Origin of the sequence: Paenibacillus glucanolyticus NBRC 15330 (genome assembly GCF_004000885.1) — a bacterium.
Taxonomy (GTDB): domain Bacteria; phylum Bacillota; class Bacilli; order Paenibacillales; family Paenibacillaceae; genus Paenibacillus_AQ; species Paenibacillus_AQ glucanolyticus.
In genome coordinates, this window is record NZ_BIMC01000011.1 from 91148 (window position 1) to 107623 (window position 16476).

Annotated in this window: 20 protein-coding genes; 9 read left to right on the plus strand and 11 right to left on the minus strand. The window is 50.1% G+C overall.

Translation table 11 applies throughout. From position 1 onward, the window contains the following. Positions 1 to 23: 23 nt before the first annotated feature. From ytvI to PGL02S_RS16805, 4 genes are all read left to right on the plus strand, one after another. A complete protein-coding gene (gene ytvI / locus PGL02S_RS16790) occupies positions 24 to 1055 on the plus strand; it encodes a sporulation integral membrane protein YtvI (RefSeq protein WP_006212068.1) in 1032 nt (343 codons plus the stop codon). 149 nt (positions 1056 to 1204) lie between these two features. After that, positions 1205 to 1426, plus strand: a complete 222-nt coding sequence (locus PGL02S_RS16795) for a spore coat associated protein CotJA (protein WP_006212067.1) — start codon at positions 1205 to 1207, stop codon at positions 1424 to 1426. Positions 1427 to 1431: 5 nt separating this feature from the next. Next, positions 1432 to 1707: a spore coat protein CotJB gene (locus PGL02S_RS16800; RefSeq protein WP_006212066.1), complete on the plus strand. Its 276-nt coding sequence runs from the start codon at positions 1432 to 1434 to the stop codon at positions 1705 to 1707. Positions 1708 to 1794: 87 nt separating this feature from the next. Beyond that, entirely contained in the window at positions 1795 to 2364 is a 570-nt protein-coding gene (locus PGL02S_RS16805) for a manganese catalase family protein (RefSeq protein WP_006212065.1), read from the plus strand. Positions 2365 to 2419: 55 nt separating this feature from the next. On the opposite strand, the gene PGL02S_RS16810 is transcribed toward PGL02S_RS16805, so the two are convergent. After that, positions 2420 to 3148: a hypothetical protein gene (locus tag PGL02S_RS16810; protein WP_081742845.1), complete on the minus strand. Its 729-nt coding sequence runs from the start codon at positions 3146 to 3148 to the stop codon at positions 2420 to 2422. A 328-nt stretch (positions 3149 to 3476) separates the two neighbouring features. Then, a complete protein-coding gene (locus tag PGL02S_RS16815) occupies positions 3477 to 3764 on the minus strand; it encodes a hypothetical protein (RefSeq protein ID WP_173937139.1) in 288 nt (95 codons plus the stop codon). A gap of 179 nt (positions 3765 to 3943) precedes the next feature. On the opposite strand from PGL02S_RS16815, the gene PGL02S_RS16820 reads away from it, so the two are divergent. Next, on the plus strand, positions 3944 to 4630 hold the full coding sequence (locus PGL02S_RS16820; protein ID WP_036643316.1) for an HAD family hydrolase: 687 nt from the start codon (positions 3944 to 3946) through the stop codon (positions 4628 to 4630). 103 nt (positions 4631 to 4733) lie between these two features. Here PGL02S_RS16820 and PGL02S_RS16825 read toward each other — a convergent pair whose 3' ends face one another. From PGL02S_RS16825 to PGL02S_RS16850, 6 genes are read right to left on the minus strand one after another with little or no spacing between them, the layout of a single operon-like run. Then, entirely contained in the window at positions 4734 to 5849 is a 1116-nt protein-coding gene (locus tag PGL02S_RS16825; RefSeq protein WP_036643314.1) for a YheC/YheD family endospore coat-associated protein, read from the minus strand. Further along, complete coding sequence (locus tag PGL02S_RS16830; protein ID WP_036643313.1) at positions 5831 to 6370, minus strand: GNAT family N-acetyltransferase; 540 nt, start codon at positions 6368 to 6370, stop codon at positions 5831 to 5833. Before PGL02S_RS16830 ends, PGL02S_RS16825 begins: the two co-directional genes overlap by 19 nt. Before the next feature lie 56 nt (positions 6371 to 6426). Beyond that, positions 6427 to 7533: a YheC/YheD family endospore coat-associated protein gene (locus PGL02S_RS16835; protein ID WP_036643312.1), complete on the minus strand. Its 1107-nt coding sequence runs from the start codon at positions 7531 to 7533 to the stop codon at positions 6427 to 6429. Continuing rightward, positions 7530 to 8903, minus strand: coding sequence for a YheC/YheD family endospore coat-associated protein (locus PGL02S_RS16840; RefSeq protein ID WP_036643311.1), 1374 nt, complete (start codon positions 8901 to 8903; stop codon positions 7530 to 7532). Before PGL02S_RS16840 ends, PGL02S_RS16835 begins: the two co-directional genes overlap by 4 nt. Further along, on the minus strand, positions 8900 to 10036 hold the full coding sequence (locus PGL02S_RS16845; protein ID WP_036643310.1) for a YheC/YheD family endospore coat-associated protein: 1137 nt from the start codon (positions 10034 to 10036) through the stop codon (positions 8900 to 8902). The genes PGL02S_RS16840 and PGL02S_RS16845 overlap by 4 nt, the downstream gene beginning before the upstream one ends. 15 nt (positions 10037 to 10051) lie before the next feature. Beyond that, positions 10052 to 11446 (minus strand): YheC/YheD family endospore coat-associated protein, encoded by a 1395-nt coding sequence (locus tag PGL02S_RS16850; RefSeq protein ID WP_006212055.1) that lies wholly within the window; start codon positions 11444 to 11446, stop codon positions 10052 to 10054. A 137-nt stretch (positions 11447 to 11583) separates the two neighbouring features. On the opposite strand from PGL02S_RS16850, the gene PGL02S_RS16855 reads away from it, so the two are divergent. From PGL02S_RS16855 to PGL02S_RS16870, 4 genes are all read left to right on the plus strand, one after another. Continuing rightward, the gene (locus PGL02S_RS16855; protein ID WP_036643309.1) at positions 11584 to 12750 is read left to right on the plus strand and encodes a DUF445 domain-containing protein; all 1167 of its coding nucleotides are present in this window, start codon (positions 11584 to 11586) and stop codon (positions 12748 to 12750) included. Positions 12751 to 12820: 70 nt separating this feature from the next. After that, positions 12821 to 13168 carry a YlbF family regulator gene (locus PGL02S_RS16860; protein WP_006212053.1) on the plus strand — a complete coding sequence of 116 codons (348 nt, stop codon included), beginning with the start codon at positions 12821 to 12823 and terminating at the stop codon, positions 13166 to 13168. A gap of 115 nt (positions 13169 to 13283) precedes the next feature. Then, positions 13284 to 13571 (plus strand): hypothetical protein, encoded by a 288-nt coding sequence (locus tag PGL02S_RS16865; RefSeq protein ID WP_006212052.1) that lies wholly within the window; start codon positions 13284 to 13286, stop codon positions 13569 to 13571. Between the two features lie 177 nt (positions 13572 to 13748). Continuing rightward, positions 13749 to 15083: a DRTGG domain-containing protein gene (locus PGL02S_RS16870; RefSeq protein WP_006212051.1), complete on the plus strand. Its 1335-nt coding sequence runs from the start codon at positions 13749 to 13751 to the stop codon at positions 15081 to 15083. Positions 15084 to 15159: 76 nt separating this feature from the next. On the opposite strand, the gene PGL02S_RS16875 is transcribed toward PGL02S_RS16870, so the two are convergent. From PGL02S_RS16875 to PGL02S_RS16885, 3 genes are all read right to left on the minus strand, one after another. Beyond that, entirely contained in the window at positions 15160 to 15471 is a 312-nt protein-coding gene (locus PGL02S_RS16875; protein ID WP_006212050.1) for a YtpI family protein, read from the minus strand. Positions 15472 to 15552: 81 nt separating this feature from the next. Beyond that, complete coding sequence (locus PGL02S_RS16880; RefSeq protein ID WP_036643308.1) at positions 15553 to 16056, minus strand: hypothetical protein; 504 nt, start codon at positions 16054 to 16056, stop codon at positions 15553 to 15555. A 3-nt stretch (positions 16057 to 16059) separates the two neighbouring features. Then, complete coding sequence (locus tag PGL02S_RS16885) at positions 16060 to 16386, minus strand: YtrH family sporulation protein (RefSeq protein WP_006212048.1); 327 nt, start codon at positions 16384 to 16386, stop codon at positions 16060 to 16062. Positions 16387 to 16476: the final 90 nt, after the last annotated feature.

The following is a 16476-nucleotide window of genomic DNA, read 5'->3' on the forward strand; positions in this document are numbered from 1 at the left end:
CTCTATTTGTTAGGAAGTGGATTATGTCGATTAAGCAGCTGATATTTATCGGCCTGGGGCTCTTCTTGCTGTACGGAATGTTTACGGTGGGAGCTCCCTTCTTGTTGGCCATTGTCATTGCTATTGCACTGGAGCCGTTAAATCGGCTCTTAATGAAAAGGCTGCGGCTCAATCGGATCGCGGCGGCCACCGCTACAAGCACACTGTTCCTTCTCTTGCTGCTGCTATTAGCCTATTTAATCGGCCTGCAGGTGTTTAACCAGCTGGTTGAGTACTGGAGCCGGGCTCCGCAATATTTTGAAGGGGCTAACGAATTCCTTCAGCATACGATTATACAAGCTCAAGACATGCTGAACGGCATTTCGCCGGGACTTGCAGACAGTCTGACCGAGTTTATGTCGAATATTTCTTCCTATGTGCAGTCGCTTGTCAATTCGGTATCATCGACATTCCTGTCCTTTGCCAAAACATTGCCTAACCTGTTTGTAACCTTCATCGTGTTCTGCGTGGCCGTGTACTTATTTGCCTTCAGTCTGGATACGATGCGAGAAAGAGTGCTCTCCCTGTTTGATGAGACATCGCAGTCGCAGGTGAATGAAGTGCTGCTCAGCCTGAAAAAATCAATTTTCGGATTTTTACGGGCACAGCTGATACTCAGTCTGTTTACATATGTGATCACACTGCTGGGCTTGCTGATATTAGGGATTAACTACCCGCTGGCAATCGCTCTGCTTGTTACGATTGTCGACATTCTTCCGATTCTGGGCGTAGGGTCCGTATTGGTGCCATGGTCGGTGTATCTGCTTGCAACAGGTGATGTTTTCACAGGGCTCGGCTTGATCTTCCTGTTCATTCTGATTACGGTGATCCGCCGTGTATTGGAACCGAAGGTCATCGGTGATGCTGTTGGTATAGGCGCATTACCTGCTCTGGTCAGCATGTATGTCGGATTTAAGCTGGTTGGCGTCATCGGATTTTTTATCGGTCCATTAGTCGTCATTATCTACTCAGCGATGCGCAAAGCAGGCTTGTTCCAAATCAAAATTAAATTTTAAGGACAACTTGAAAAGAACCCTTTTCCCGGAAATATTCCAGGGATGAGGGTTTTTTTGTCAATTTGGAGTTCATTTTCTGGGCGAAGGACATATGTTAATTACGAAGAGTCCTTGATATTACGGATAGTAAAACATAAGGAGGAATACCCTTGAAGGAGAATCCAGAGGTACGTGTCTACCCGGTTTTTCATTCCCCGTTTGATCCTTGCCCTCCCAAACTCTACAGATCGTACGTTGTCCCTGTTAACCAGTATATCGTATTTCAACCGGCTGGACTGCCGCAATTCAGCCCTGCCGAAGCGTTGAGATACGGAACGTTGTGGCCATCCTTATATAGTCCGTATACCTCGCGAAAATTTAAAGGAGAGTGAGCGGCGTGAATGAAGCCAAACCCCAGGTTGGTGATCTGAAGTATTACGAATTGCTAGAGCAGCTGCAGGCATTGGATTTTGTCCTGGTGGAGCTGAATCTGTTTTTGGATACTCATCCGGATGACCTGAAGAGTATTGAGCAGTTTAACAAGCTGACACAGGAAAGGACGGTACTTGCGAAGCAATTTCAAGAGCTGTATGGACCCCTGCAAAATTTTGGCCGTGCATTTTCTAAATATCCCTTTGAATGGGCTCAAGGCCCCTGGCCTTGGCAGGTTTAATGGTGCCGTCACTCGGGCTGCAACTTCCTTCACGAACGGCATGCAGCCCTCAAGAGGAAAAGCGAGAACAAGGAGGCGGAAGAGCCCATGTGGGTATATGAAAAGAAGCTTCAATATCCGGTCCGTGTAAGTAAATGTGATCCAAGAATGGCGAAGTTCTTGATTGAGCAGTACGGAGGTGCCGATGGCGAGCTGGCGGCAGCGCTCCGCTACCTGAATCAGCGATATACCATTCCTGACAAGGTCATTGGGCTGCTTAATGATATCGGGACTGAAGAATTCGCACATCTTGAGATGATTGCCACCATGGTATTTAAATTAACGAAGGATGCAACGGTGTCGGAGATGGAAGCTGCAGGACTCGGCGCTCACTACGTGAATCACGACCATGCGCTGTATTATGAGAATGCCGGAGGTGTACCATGGACGGCAGCCTATATACAGGCCAAAGGCGATCCTATCGCGGATTTGTATGAGGACATTGCCGCAGAAGAGAAAGCGCGGGCTACATACCAGTGGTTGATCGATATGACGGATGATGTGGATTTGCAGGACGGTCTTAAATTTTTACGGGAACGTGAAATCATTCATGCCATCCGTTTCCGGGAGGCGGTAGAGATTATTAAGGATGATCGGGCGACAAAGAAGGTTTTTTAAATAGGAAATACATAAAGTCCCACTGGCAGCCTGCCGGTGGGACTTTATGTGCATCTTACTGCATCTGCAGGCTGAACTGAGGTTCCGTTCGGAGGTAGTAGTTGCCCCTAACCTCCGCAGTCCAGTTGGCAAAGACCTCTCTCCATTGCACGCTGCCAAAAAATTCATCCACGGTCTGATTGTCGGAGTCCCATTCCACGAAAATGTTCAGCGGCGTGATGCCGCCTGCCCAGATCCCATTGGTGGTATCGGTCCCCCGTTCCCTGACCAACAAGGTCGGAAGGCCAAATTGGAAAGCCATCGACGGTTCGATCTGTGAAAAGGTAGAGCCCTGCCAAAACGGCGTGGTTGTTGGCGGCTGCCCGACGTTAGCTTCCAGGATCTGCACAAAAAATCTTCGGAAGTTGATAGCCAGCATACCGTAGCTGGAGATGACCAGACGACGGATGTTGGTCAGCACCGTCTCGGGATACTGCTCACTCTGCGGCAGGGTGCGTGGAAATAACAAAGCGTCCTCAATTTCCAAAACCAGCCGGTTGAAAAATTGCTGCTGCACGTTGTTCAACGAATTGGCCGTGCTCAAAAAGATTGGAATCCGAAAAGCCCGATCGATGCATTCGTTGTATGCGGCACTCACTTGTTGGGCAGCGGGGGCGTTTGCTTGACTCGTAGAAGAAGATGCGTGATGAATGCGCACAGTGGGAAACTCCTGGATCCGGGCGAGCGGGGGAAGTTTTTTTAAGGGGATGTGCTTGGGTTTGGCTTTCGCTTTTGCATGATTCATGGTTTTCTGGCTCCTTCATCGGCAAAATCAAATATATCCCAGTCTATGTACGTTCGCCTAGTTTAGACACAGGCTGGACTGGCTGACGGAGGAAAATAATCGACAATGACTCTGTCCGATTTGCTTTCGGCTTACGCAATGAACAAATAAGGCCAGGCTAATATCTGCCAGACTGTCCTGTATATGATGGAGCTTCGGCGGTTGCCTTTGCCTAGTGATTCAGTCAGTAAGTACCTGCCGGGATGGCGCCGTCTAACGATGGCAGTCGGTATTGTGCGCAGCTACGCTGTTCATCTGGCGCACGTGTCCGAAGTAACCAGGTCGAAGATTACCTTTCAACGGCCAGCGATACCCAGATAATCAGAATATAGAATAGCAGAGGGATCGTGATTCCCATCGCCATGAGGAGCCACACCAGCGGCGTTCTGATCATCTCCTTAACAATCACGATCGGGCTGCGGACATACCTCCCTCTTTTTAGACGGCTGATTATTCGCTTAAGAATGGCAGCCTGTTCGTCTGAATTATATCGATTGAGCTCTGTCGCCAGTTCGGTTTCCAGTTGCTCGATTTGCTGCGCAGCGGCGGATTCCTGAGTTCCCGGCACGTCGATCATCCTTTCACATTAACTCACTATCTTTATAACAACGATTAAGCTCCCCTGGTTACGCATACTTTATAGGCTGAAGTCCAAAAGTAAATAGGAATTGGGGTTTGCAGTTGTGATATGGTTCCTATATGATGAGGGGATACTAGACTAAAATCAGATTATACGGAGCGAAGGGAAGGTCCAAATTGGAAAACACAGCAACTTTGATCAAGCCGGAAGCAATGATATTTGACATGGATGGAACGCTGTTTCAGACGGAAACCTTGCTGCTGCCTGCCTATCACAAACTGTTCGACATTTTGCGTGAAGAGGGGCATTATCAAGGGGAAACACCGGATGAGGAGCTGATGCTTGGATGTTTGGGAATGCTGCTCGATGACATCTGGAAGAAGGTCATACCGAATGGAACGCCTGCTGCCCATCGCAGGGCAGATGAGCTGCTGCTGCAGCTGGAGCTTGAGGGGTTGAACAATAAAACAGGCATATTGTATCCTGAGGTGATGGAAACGTTAGAGGAGCTTCATCAGCGCGGTGTCCGTTTGTTTGTTGCCAGCAACGGTCTGGAGCATTACGTTAAGGGCATTGCTGATGCGAGAGGAATCATGTCGCTCTTTGACGGAGTCTACAGTGCTGGAGAGCATGGAACGGCTTCGAAGGTAGATCTGGTACGGTTACTGCTGGATCAGCATAATATCCAGAATGCCTGGATGGTAGGTGACCGGTCGTCGGATGTGGAGGCAGGCAAAGAGAATGGACAGACCGTCATCGGATGTCAGTACGCTGGCTTTGGCGGGGAGCAGGAGCTGAAGGGTTCGGATGTTGTCATTCATTCTTTTTCACAGCTGTTGAAGCTTCATGATCAAGCGGAATAGATAGATAGGAGTCACAAAGGCTGTTCCCAAGGGTAGGAACCAACTTGGGAACAGCCTTTGTGTGTTCTTCTGAATTCTGAGATACGGTATTCGTAAGATTCGACTAAGCATTTTTTGCGGATTTTTTTTGACTGTATACCCACATTGCATACTCTAGAGGCCTTACCATGGATTCCCTGTAAGCCGTCATATCGCCGATTTGCGAGAAGACTTCCCGCGATGGCTTCGGATTGACCTCGATAATGAGGATTCTCCCGGATTTATCAACGGCCAAATCCAGGGCGAGTTCGCACAAGCCCCCGTACTGTTCATCAAGAAACTGAGCGACATCCACGCCGAGAGCGTCGGCTTCCTCGCGGATGCTGGCACGCCTTGCCGGATCAGTAATCCATTTGCTCAGCAGTTCTTCCATCCTTGTTGCACGTCCGCCGCCATGCAGATTGGAGGTGACGCTTTTGGGTGCTCCAACGCGTCCTACGCAGCCCGTCACTTGCCAACGGCCGGTTCCATTTTTCTGTACGAGCATCCGGTAATCATGCACTCTGCCATCCGGCAGTTCCAGCTGTATCCCTTCCTGAACCAGGTATCTATCTTTATTGCCCCAGCCTGAGAGGTATTGGGCCAGATGGCCTGAAGGCATCCGTTTTGGTTTAATAATGTTGCGGTTGGCATTGCGTCCCTGGACTTCATAGGTACCTGCGACACCTTCCACTTTGTTTATCCTCAGAATTCCGCGTCCGCCCGTTCCGTTAATCGGCTTAAAGTAGACGGTGGGATGAACATTCAGCATCCGGTGGATATCGCTGGTGCTCGTCACGATCCGGGTATCCGGCAAATGGGGCCGGAATCGTTTTTTGGTGGATAATATTTGATGAATCGTCCATTTATTGCGCAAGGGTCTGTTCAGAAACAATAAATACCGGTAGCGGGAACGAAAGCGCAGCAGTTGTTGAAATCGGGCGCTCTTTTGAATTCGGCAGCGGTCAAAGATCATATGGGGGAACGAACGCCAATTTCGGCTCCATTTGTTGTTGTCAGGATCGTACTCCATGGCGTTGATCCGACCTTGCGAGCTGTTGACATCGGCAGGGGTGAAGACATAAACGTCCATCCCCATCGCTTTACCTTCCCTGATCATATGCTCGTAGATATGCCGTTCTTCCAGCTTTTTTCGATCATCCAAGTAAAGCGTCATGATACCTAAGATGGGCTTTGACACAGAAGGTCACCTTCTTGAATAGAGTCAGCATTAGGCGCTGAAGAACTCTGGTATTGGTTTAAGGGCAGGGTTCCGCTCATAATGAGCGTTGGCTTGCCTGTTGGACCCTGCTCAAGGGCGATAGCTTGTAAGCCTGCATGGAAGCACATTTGCAAACTGGCTGAATGATCGGCAGCTACTTTGCAGCGCAGCCGACCAAGTCTGGACAATTGTGAGCGGATCAGGGAAGAGCCGATATGCCGGTTGCGGTATAGCGGGTGCACCGCAATCATACAGGCACCTTCGCCATAGTCCGCCGCATAGCAAATTCCCACAGGTATGCGGCCGACATCGCTTCGAACTGTAGCCGCTATAATAGAAGTACCGGGCTGCATCAGTTCATCGTAGGATAGCGAAGCCAGACGCTGATAACCTTCACGGGTTAGACGCTTGCTGCTATACCGCCGGAGAAAGTCGCTGCACTGCTGTCGTGCATGCGGCCATTCATCCGGACTTGAGAGAGAGAGACATGAGATTTCCACAGGATCCCCTCCTTTCCTATAATCCCTAAGGCTCGGTTTCGAGGCGAGGCAGCGTCCTATCGTTGATTGATCAGATAGTCGGAATATTGAAAAATCCGCTCAAGTGACTTTTTACGGATGGCCGGTTCGTCAAATTTCATCGGTCTCGAGTTGGCTTCGAAAAACCAGAGGACGCCTTCGCTGTCAATTCCAAGATCCATCGACATTTCACCATGCGTATGGCCGGAGCTTTTCTCAATCTGCCGGGCCATGTGCACGGCTGCTTTTCTAACTTCACTAAGAATGGCCTCAGAGCGCTCCTGACCGAACACGATTGGAAGCAATTTCTCGGGATCCTCAATGGTTCCTCCGCGGGGAACATGTGTGGTTATGCTCTTGGCACCTGCCATGCGAGCACCGATGCCAGTGACGGACCATGCACCAAACTCATTCTTTTGCACGAGAATTCGAAGGTCAAAAGCGCGTCCATGGACCTGGGCCAGCTCGATTCCCTGCTGGATCAAGTAAGAGCTCCCTTTGGTTTCCTGATAGACGCGATTCCAGAGCCGTTCCAGAGACGCCGCTTTATAAGTCGTGCTGTTCTTGTTGTTCTGAATTTGAATGCGGTAAGGAAGGGAGTTGTTCCTCTGATACCGCACTCTCATGATGCCTTGCCCGGCTTTTCCATCCTCGGGTTTCAGATAAAGGTAAGGCTTCCGTTTAATCATCTCGTATAAAGTGGGGAAGCCTTTCATACGCTTCGTTAGAGGAGCCCATTTTTTAGTTAAACGTGATTTGTTCAGCCACGAGAAGAGCTGCCATTTATTGAAGAAGTGCGGATTGTAAATATCGATGTGGGGGTGCTTTTGGCATTCCTTGATTTTGCGGCGGACCCAGGGGAGGGATTCATCCTCCCGGTATGGAATCCGGTTGTATATAACCTGGGGCAGAGGACAGAGCCTCTGCTCCCAGGAATTGTCGCTCTGCAGTGTATAGCCCTTGACCGTACCCGAGTTTAGTTTCAGATCACGCACGGTTACTACATAGACCATAAAGCCCATATCTTTTCCCGTCTTGATGATTTCCTGAAAGTTCTGCCGGTTGCCCCTGAACATGGAATACGAATCATGCATGGTTAGAATAGCTACAACCGGTCTTCCATCACTCTCCACTCGGCTGATCACGAATCATTCCCCCTGTGGAAGCCACTCAAATACATGCTGTGCTCAAAAATATGCTCGACCGATGCTTTTCCTTCCCCTTTGAGCAAAGGATGGCTGAAGATCGATCTGCCGGGCTTCGAATTCGCTTCAAACATCCATATTCTCTCGTTATCATCAATGCCGATATCGAACCCGATTTCTCCCAGCAGATGCGGATGATGATTCTCGATGGCTTCGGACATCGCAATGGCGGCGTCCTTGGCGCGCTCCAGCACATCACGCGACCTGGAGCCGAAGGCACGGGAGAGCGCCTGCTCCGGTGTCATTAAGGAGCCGCCGTTCTTGATATGCGTTGTTACGCTGCCCCGGCCGGCTTTTTTGGCACCGATACCGACCACCGACCAGCGGTTCTTGCTGTTCTTATGCATATGGAATCTGAAGTCGATGGGGCAGCCGTCAATTTCAATAAGCCGAATTCCCTGCTGGATGACATAATTCTTCAGCTTGGAGCCGTGTTTGGCCTGAAGCATCCGCATCATGCTGTTAAAGTTCGGGAATTTCAGCAGTGTGTTACCACCGTTTCCGTGATATCGCGCATAGTATCCTTTTTTGGGGAGGTAGGTCAGCCGGTAGATGCCGAGTCCTAAACTTCCGGCTGAGGGCTTATAGTAGACAAAGCTATGGCGTTCCATCATATCCTTGATCCGCTCGGGACTTGGATTGTTATAGGTTTCTGGTAAATATCTTCCGGCCTGCACGTCGCCGTCCAGCTGCGAATACACATCCGACTTATTGAAGAATGCCCAATTGAAGAATTTGATATTGCGTTTGCCAAACCGGTCTCTGAGCTGATTGGTGAACGGGGAGAAGTCGGTTTTCCGGCTGGGCAGGCGGTTATAGACGACGTCAGGAAGCGGAACGGTTTTGCGAACAAAGCCGCCGTTAGAGCCGAGCATATAGGCCTGCACGGTTTCACGCTGCCAGTTGATATCCCGCGGGGCGAAGGCATATACAAACATCTTCTTATTGCCCTCACGAAGCAGCTGCTTGATATACGAAGTCCTGGCGCCGAACGGGCTGGATGGATTATGTGGTCCATCGGACAGAACGCCAACAACGGGCCCGAGTTCGATTTCTCCGTCACGGGGGGAATTAATATAGACGGGTCCTTGTCTAGGGACATTGATGCTGTTTCGGACGCCGTTGCTTAAATAGATATGTTTCCCCGATCGCTCTATCGGTTTCACAGAAGCGGACACGGCATTGGTGCCGATGCGAAGCTGAATGGATTTCCTGCTTGTTAGTCCCAGGCTCCGAAGCAGCGAACCGGATAAAAAGACGACTTTTTCGGGCTGCTGCGAGAAATGAATATTTCCGAAATTCAAACTCATGTATTTACCCTCCTAAGTTGTCGAAGCAATAAATAACGGGCGTATTGAATCGGATGTTCGACGGACAGCCGGGCTGCGTCACCATCTCCCGTTAGTGTAAATGCGCGTCGGCCAGGTTTGGAATTGACCTCCAGAATCCATACTCGCCCGCTCATATCCACGCCGAAATCGATTCCCAGTTCCCCAAGACGGCCGAACCCTTCTTCCAGCAGTGAAGGAAGCTGGGCGGACAATTCCCGGATGGTCTGGATGATCTTCAAGGCCTTCTCTTCCCCGAAATCGGAGGTTAGATATGGAAGGGCGGGGTAAGCCGTACCGCCTCCATGGAGGTTAGAGGTCAACCCCTGGACAGCTCCTTGCCTTACTGCAATGCCTGTAATGGACCATAAGCCGCGATCATTCTTCTGGACCAGCGACCGGATATCGTAAGGCTCCCCGTTACGGTTATGAAGCTTCAGGAAGGGTTGAATGATAAATCGGCGTCTGCCGGTAAATCTCCGCACCCAGTCGTTCATCTTCTCCAAGGGAATGGTCTGCTCGAACATGCGATTGATCCGATCTCTCCCTTGCAATTTGACATGCAGCTCATCTATCCAGGAGATGCACAGCGTGTGACGACCCTGAGAGCCTCCGCTTGGCTTCATAAAAATGCCGCTCCCAAAAGCCAGCAAAGCCCGGTTCAGTGATTCGTCTCCCGTATAACTTAAGGTTGCAGGAAGATAAGGTCTTAAGGCGGCAGAATGCTTCAATAATTGATGTACTTTTTGTTTGCCTGGCAAACCGCGCGACCATAGTCTGGAACCTCGTTGTAACATGCGGTTTAGAGATTCGCTTGCGGCGGCGGTTTCCTCGCCGTTTCGATGCAGACCTCGGTCATAGATGATATCAGGCAGTGGAAAGCTGCCGGAACTCCACTGTTGATCCGAGCCGTAACAATATCCTTTGATTCTGTCTGAACTGCTTCCTGCATCGTCAGCAGCAAAAGCATCGTCCGGGCAAAAAACAAATACCTGCATTCCCAGCTTCCTGCCCCTCAAGCTTAATTCACGAAGAAATTCCTTCTCGGCAAAGGGAGGGGAACCTGGTCTGCGGCATACCATGACACCTAGGGTGCCTATCATGTTTAAGGACATAAGGTTCTCCTTTTTTTAAAGACCCGTCAAGAATTGACAATATTGAACGAGGCGTACGGCTGAAGGTCTAACTTTGGAGTCGGCATTCAGCGGTGCATTTTCACCTTTGGAAGGCTTGGAATTGACTTCAAGGAGCCATATGCGTCCTGACGTATCAATCGCCAAGTCAATGCCGAGCTCACCGAAATGATATGGAATGGCAGCCTCCAATCCATGAGCGATGTCCAGTGCGATCTGGTTCATTCGAGCAGGCGCTGTTTGTTTGGAGGTTAACGGAATTCCACTCATCGCAAGCGCATCCTTGACGGCAGAGAGCGTACCGCCTCTAGCAAGATTGGACACAAAGTGATTTCCGCCGGCGATTCGGGCTACGACAGAAGTCACCGACCATTTGCCGTTTTTGTTTTTATGAACAAGCACGCGAAAATCGACGTTTCGCCGGTTGATGCGGATCAAATCCAATCCTTGCTGAATTTGATAACGCGTTTTCTTGATTTTTCCTGATAAGCTGCTGAACAGCTTTGGAAGCGAGGAGTAGGTATTTTTCTTGATTCCTTCAAGAGAGGTGGTCATCGTCTGATAATGGCCGTTCTCTTGGCGGGATATCCGGATGATTCCTTTTCCCAGACTTCCACGTACCGGTTTTAGAAACACCGTCCGATAAGCGGCACACATTTTTTTGAGGGTTGGATAACCGCTGAGTAAATAGGATTCAGGCAAATACTTTTGAAGTTTCGCATCAGGTCCGAGTGCTTCAAAAACATCGGATTTATCGAGAAATTTCTCATTGAAGATGTGGGTGCCGAATCGTGATTTTACTTCTCTCATAAAATGCTGTACGCTAGGACTATTCTCCAGTTTGCGGGTAGACAGCCGGTTATTAATGACGTCTGGAGCTGGAACGCTGAGCTTTTTCCACCCCGCGTCATAGGCAATCGCTTCAAGTGTCGACGGGTTCGAACCGATCATGTCAGGGGTAAAGAAGTATACATATGCGCCTTGTTTCCTGGCCGCGTTTACCATTTCCAGGCAGAAGGCTGAAATGGATCCGAAAGGTTTGTCTGGCTCATCCGGGTGATAGCGACTGACCATAACCCCGATAAGCGGACCGAGCTTCAGAGTCCTTTCTAATGGAAAATATTTGACATTCATTACGGTTCGAGGAAGAAGTCCCGAATTGCTGAATACGGAAGGGTTAAGGTGCAGTGAGTTCGATTTACCTCCTGAAGTGACTTGAATTTCCTGCTTGAAGGAGCCAAAGGCAAGCTGTATCGGCGAATCTGTGGGGATACGGAGCTGTCTTATGAGCCGATCACCAAGCTTGATATCGTTATCCGGAAGCTGGGCTGAACGGACTAATTGAACCGATATCTTGGATTTGGTGTTGGGTTTAATCTTGGATTTGCGCATGATGGATCTCCTTCCGACAACAACTGGATACTTAAGTGAACAGACTAAGAACTTCATCTGATCATTGCATGTAATGCATCATATGAGGACATATATCCCTTGGTGATTGTACTGCTCGGGAAAAAGGAGTGCTTAAAATGCCGAACTGGCTGTTTATTTTGGTGAACGTGTGCGTAGCTGCTTTTGTCGGCGGCATCACCAACCACTTTGCGATAAAAATGTTGTTTCACCCCCGCGAAGAAAAAATTCTGCTGGGTCGTCGCCTGCCATTTACACCAGGCTTGATCCCGAAGCGCAAGGAAGAAATCGCAGAGTCGTTGGGACATGTGGTCTCGGACTATCTGGTGACAAGCGAAGGACTGCAGGAACTCATCCGCAAGCCCGTATTCCGGGCCAAGATGGAGGATACCCTTCATCGGAAGCTGGTGGAATGGAGCCAATCGGAACGGAGCCTGGGAGACTTGGCGTTGAAGGTATGGAGTCCCGAGCAGTGGGAGCAGGTAAAGGTTCGGGCCGAACAATCGGCGCGCTCGCTTACGGCCCAGGGCGCATCTGCAATATGGCATGGGTATGAGCTGGGAGCCAAACCGCTGAAGGTGCTTGTTCCCGGTTGGTCGGAAGAAACGATCGAGGGCTGGAGCAGGGCAGCCACTGATATGGTGCTGAAGGAACTGGGGAGCACGCTGCTGTCAGCCAAAGGCCAGCTAATGCTATCGGATGTGGCTTCCTCGCTCATCGATAAGGCGGGCGGATTTTTGGGCACAATGGCTTCGATTTTTGTGGATGAGGATAAACTGATTCAGAAGCTGACCCCCATGCTGATCCAGCAGCTTGAGGGAGATCAGGTTCGTAAGACGATTACGGACATCATCTCAGGAAAATTGTCATATTACGGCGATATGCCGCTTGGGGAGGTCATCGAGCATGCAACAGGCGAGCCGGGGCTGACGTGGATCGAACGCACATTGGATGATAAGCTTCCTTGGGCCAAGTGGATTCAGCAAATCGAAAATCTTCGCGTTGCCGACGTGATCGGGACGCGGATGCCAGCCATCGAGGCGGCGCTGCCGGGCTTGCTTGACAAAGCCCTGGGCTTCCTGGAGCGAGGCGTTCCTGTGGCCATGAAGGCTGTTAATTTACCACAGCTTGTTCAGGAGCAGGTGCAGAAATTTCCCGTTGAGCGGCTGGAAGAGGTCATATTAAGCGTCTCGGGGCGGGAATTCAGGGCCATTACGTGGCTCGGTGTCCTGCTGGGGGGAATGATTGGATTGTTCCAATCGATGTTAACCCTGCTCTGGAGATAGATGGATATTCATCGAGTGCAAAGCAAACAAATACGGCGATGAGGCCGAACATAATTGGAGGAAATTAAAAATGAACATTTATGATAAAGCGCACGATTTGGCAAAAGCGATGAAGGAAAGCCAGGAGGTACAGGAGATTACGGATGCGATGAAACTCGTGGATGCCGATCCGGAGAGCCGACGCATGCTGGATGATTTCCGTCAGCGTCAGATGGAGCTCCAGCAGCGCATGATGTCGGGGGATATGCCGGCACAAGACGAAATGGAGAAAATGGAGAAACAGTTCGATGTGCTTAGCCTGAACCTGAACATTCGCCGTTTGTTTGATGCAGAGCGCCGTCTGAGTGTTATTATTGAAGACGTGAACAAGATCATTTCAGATAGTCTTCAGCATCTGTATGGCCCAGGCCAACAATAAATTCGTCATTGGCATAGCCGAACTGGTTAAATTTCGAAAACTTGTCTCATAAATTGTGCAGACTCCTCATAGAGTAGAAATATAGATTTCAGAGAGTAGAGGAGCTGCGTTTACAATGAAAAAGAAGAAGAACAAGTTTAAGCACACGGCTTATTTGTTGGTCGCACTGGGCATGTTGATATACGCCCTTCCTAGCATTTCTTTCACAGGAGGGTTCTCATGGGTTTCTCTGTTCGGTGCAGTCTGGGCTGGATTTGCCCTGCTCGTTATCGGCTCGCATCTCTATTACCTTATCGGTGTTGATGATGCAAAACAGAAAGCACTTGATGAGATTCGTAAGGAAAAAATGCATCAATGGGAACTGAAATGGCCTGAAGAACAGAAGAGCCAGGAAGCGAATTAATAGCAGGGGACGATAAGTACCGCGACAAGAACAAATAAACTCCCTAGGGCGGATTGGATGGCTGCACCCATCCGGTATCCGCAGGGGAGTTTTTTGCGTTGGCCGGGTATGGGAGCTTGTTAGGACGTGATATAATAGATACAGTATGGTACAGATAGTGTTCCGGGGGTGTAACAGATGGACGTTCGAGATGATACGATTACAAAACACGAGCAGTTGGTTCAGCATATCGAAAGTTTGAAGGTTGGGAGCAAGATATCCGTCCGCCGATTAGCCAAAGAGATGGGGGTGAGCGAGGGTACCGCTTATCGTGCCGTGAAGGAAGCGGAAAGCCTGGGCATCGTGGTCACCAAGGAACGGATCGGCACGGTTCGCGTTGAACGCAAGCCGCGGAACATATCGGAGCAGCTTACGTTTGCGGATGTTGTTGAAATTGTGGAGGGGCACGTATTGGGCGGTGCGGAAGGGCTGAACAAGAGCCTGCACAAATATGTGATCGGCGCCATGAAGGTAGAGGCGATGATCCGGTATATTGATGCGGGAAGCCTCATGATTGTTGGCAACCGGGAGGATGCGCATTTCCTGGCATTGGAGCAGGGAGCGGGAGTATTGATTACGGGCGGTTTCGGTACGAGCCGTGAAGTGAAGCAGCTGGCAGACCAGTTGGACCTGCCCATCATATCATCCCGACATGATACGTTTACGGTAGCCTCCATGATTAACCGCGCCATTTTTGACCGTTTAATTAAGAAGAAAATTATGCTGGTCGAGGATATTGCTCATGATAAACCCAAGAATCACCAGTTGAAAAACTCTGTTACCGTTCAGGAATTTAAGCGGATTATCCAGGAGACCGGTGAGATTCGGTATCCGGTAACCGATGAATGGAACCGGGTCATCGGCATCGTCGGGGTTCGGGATGTGGAGGGATTGGCCGAATCCCAGCCGATCGAGAAAGCAATGACCCGCAATCCGGTAACGGCAAGTTTGAAGACGTCCCTCGCTTCAGCGGCACAGATTATGATGTGGGAGGGAATCGATTTTCTCCCGATTGTCGATCGGAACCGCAAGCTGCTCGCAACCGTCACCCGAAAAGAGGTGCTTGGCGCACTTCGCGATGCCCGAAACCAGCCTCAGCTTGGAGAGACGTTTGACCAGCTGATCTGGAATGGCATTGCCGAGGATCGGGATGAGGAAGGGCATTTGTTTTTCCACGGCTTTATTACTCCCCAGATGGCCACGGATCTCGGTACGATTTCTCAAGGCGTGCTCACAACGGTGATGAGTCAGGCGGCTGTCAAGGCTGCCAAGGATATCAGCGGGTGGGATCATGTATTGGATCATCTGTCGACCTATTTCATCCGGCCCGTGCAGATTGAGGATCCCATCGTCATTATTCCGAAATTGCTGGAAATCAGCCGGCGCACCTGCAAGATGGAGATCGAAATCCAGCATCAGTCCAGTCTGATTGCCAAAGCGGTCATGACGATGCAGGCCATCGATCATGGATAATACAAACGCTTGAAATATAAAGGGGCATCCCATAGGTCGCTATGACCTGACGGGATGCCCCTTCAGCTTAATTCACTCAGCTTGCAGTCCGGGAATTCTTCAGCCTGTTGTAATAGGTGCGGCTTCGAAGCCCGGCAAATATATTAAATGCGCCAAGCACCATAAACGCGGCCTCTACAATAACGGCCGGCGTGGAGCCGCTGAACAAAAACATACAGATAAGCGATAGGGAAACCAGCATAATGCCCATGCAGAGGTTCATCATGGACATATATAGTCCGCGATCAGCCGGATCGGCCACTCGGCGAGCACGAATACTGTACAGCGCAGCGGCAATTACGGACAAGACAAGGATAATGTACAGGACGTAGTGAATGACGGTTATCATGGAAGGCTCCTTTAGTTCGGCTATGTGCTCACGATGCAGCACAGCATATACGATTCGATCATTTACGATAACGGTATTGTATCATGATATGCTTGACTTTGCATCCAGATGGTCAATGCTGATCCAGATTTGCAGCACACCCTCCATGACCAGCATGGTCTTGATTTGGACTTTGTAATCTTTATCGCGAACGGTGTAAATTTTGTCGCTGAGGAGCGAACGGGTCAGCTTGCTGTCCGTATCGATATCAAACACGTTCCGGCCGCGAAGGGCTGCCAGATCTTCCCCCATGAGTTTTATGATATCCTTGCTGATCACGGGATCAAGAGGGGCTTTGGCGTCTTGCTCGCTGCGGATCTTGATTTCCTTGATGACCGTAGATTGTTTATTGTATTTTTTTAACGAATCGATATCTTCTTTATACTGCGTGATTTGGAGCTGCTGGGCTTGATTCGTTTCCCACAGTTTAGTGTAGCTTGCGTGGTAGATCGAGTTGTAGACGATGCTGCCGACGACCATCCCCAGCACGAAGATGGAAGCAACCTGATAGAAGGGGCGAAAGCGGTGGGCTGGGGGCACTCGCATAGGCTAGCTCCGGCTGGAGCAAACCCATTTTACGAGTTCGCTGCCCATATGCGCTCCGAGAAATGCAAAGCCAAGATATAATATTTGCTTGATCGCAGGGGATAAATTGCCGCCAAGCATATTGCTCTCGATGACGCGCATCGGATCGATGGTGCCTCCGATGGCGGCAGCAAGCGCCCATATCTTGATCCGGTCTGCGACCTCCAGCATGGTATGGGTGGGGGGCTGCAGGGACAGCACGGCACCCACGCCTCCCACCATAGCGCCCCCCAGGACGATGCCGAAGGCTATAAAAAAGTCCAGAATCGCTTTTGATAAAAAAATGCTCATCGCCTCATGTCTCCTCTCTTCTTAGGTGGATATCACGGCAGCCGCCTGTCCACATTCTCCCTAGTCTCATTCTATGGGCGGGCCTAGCAT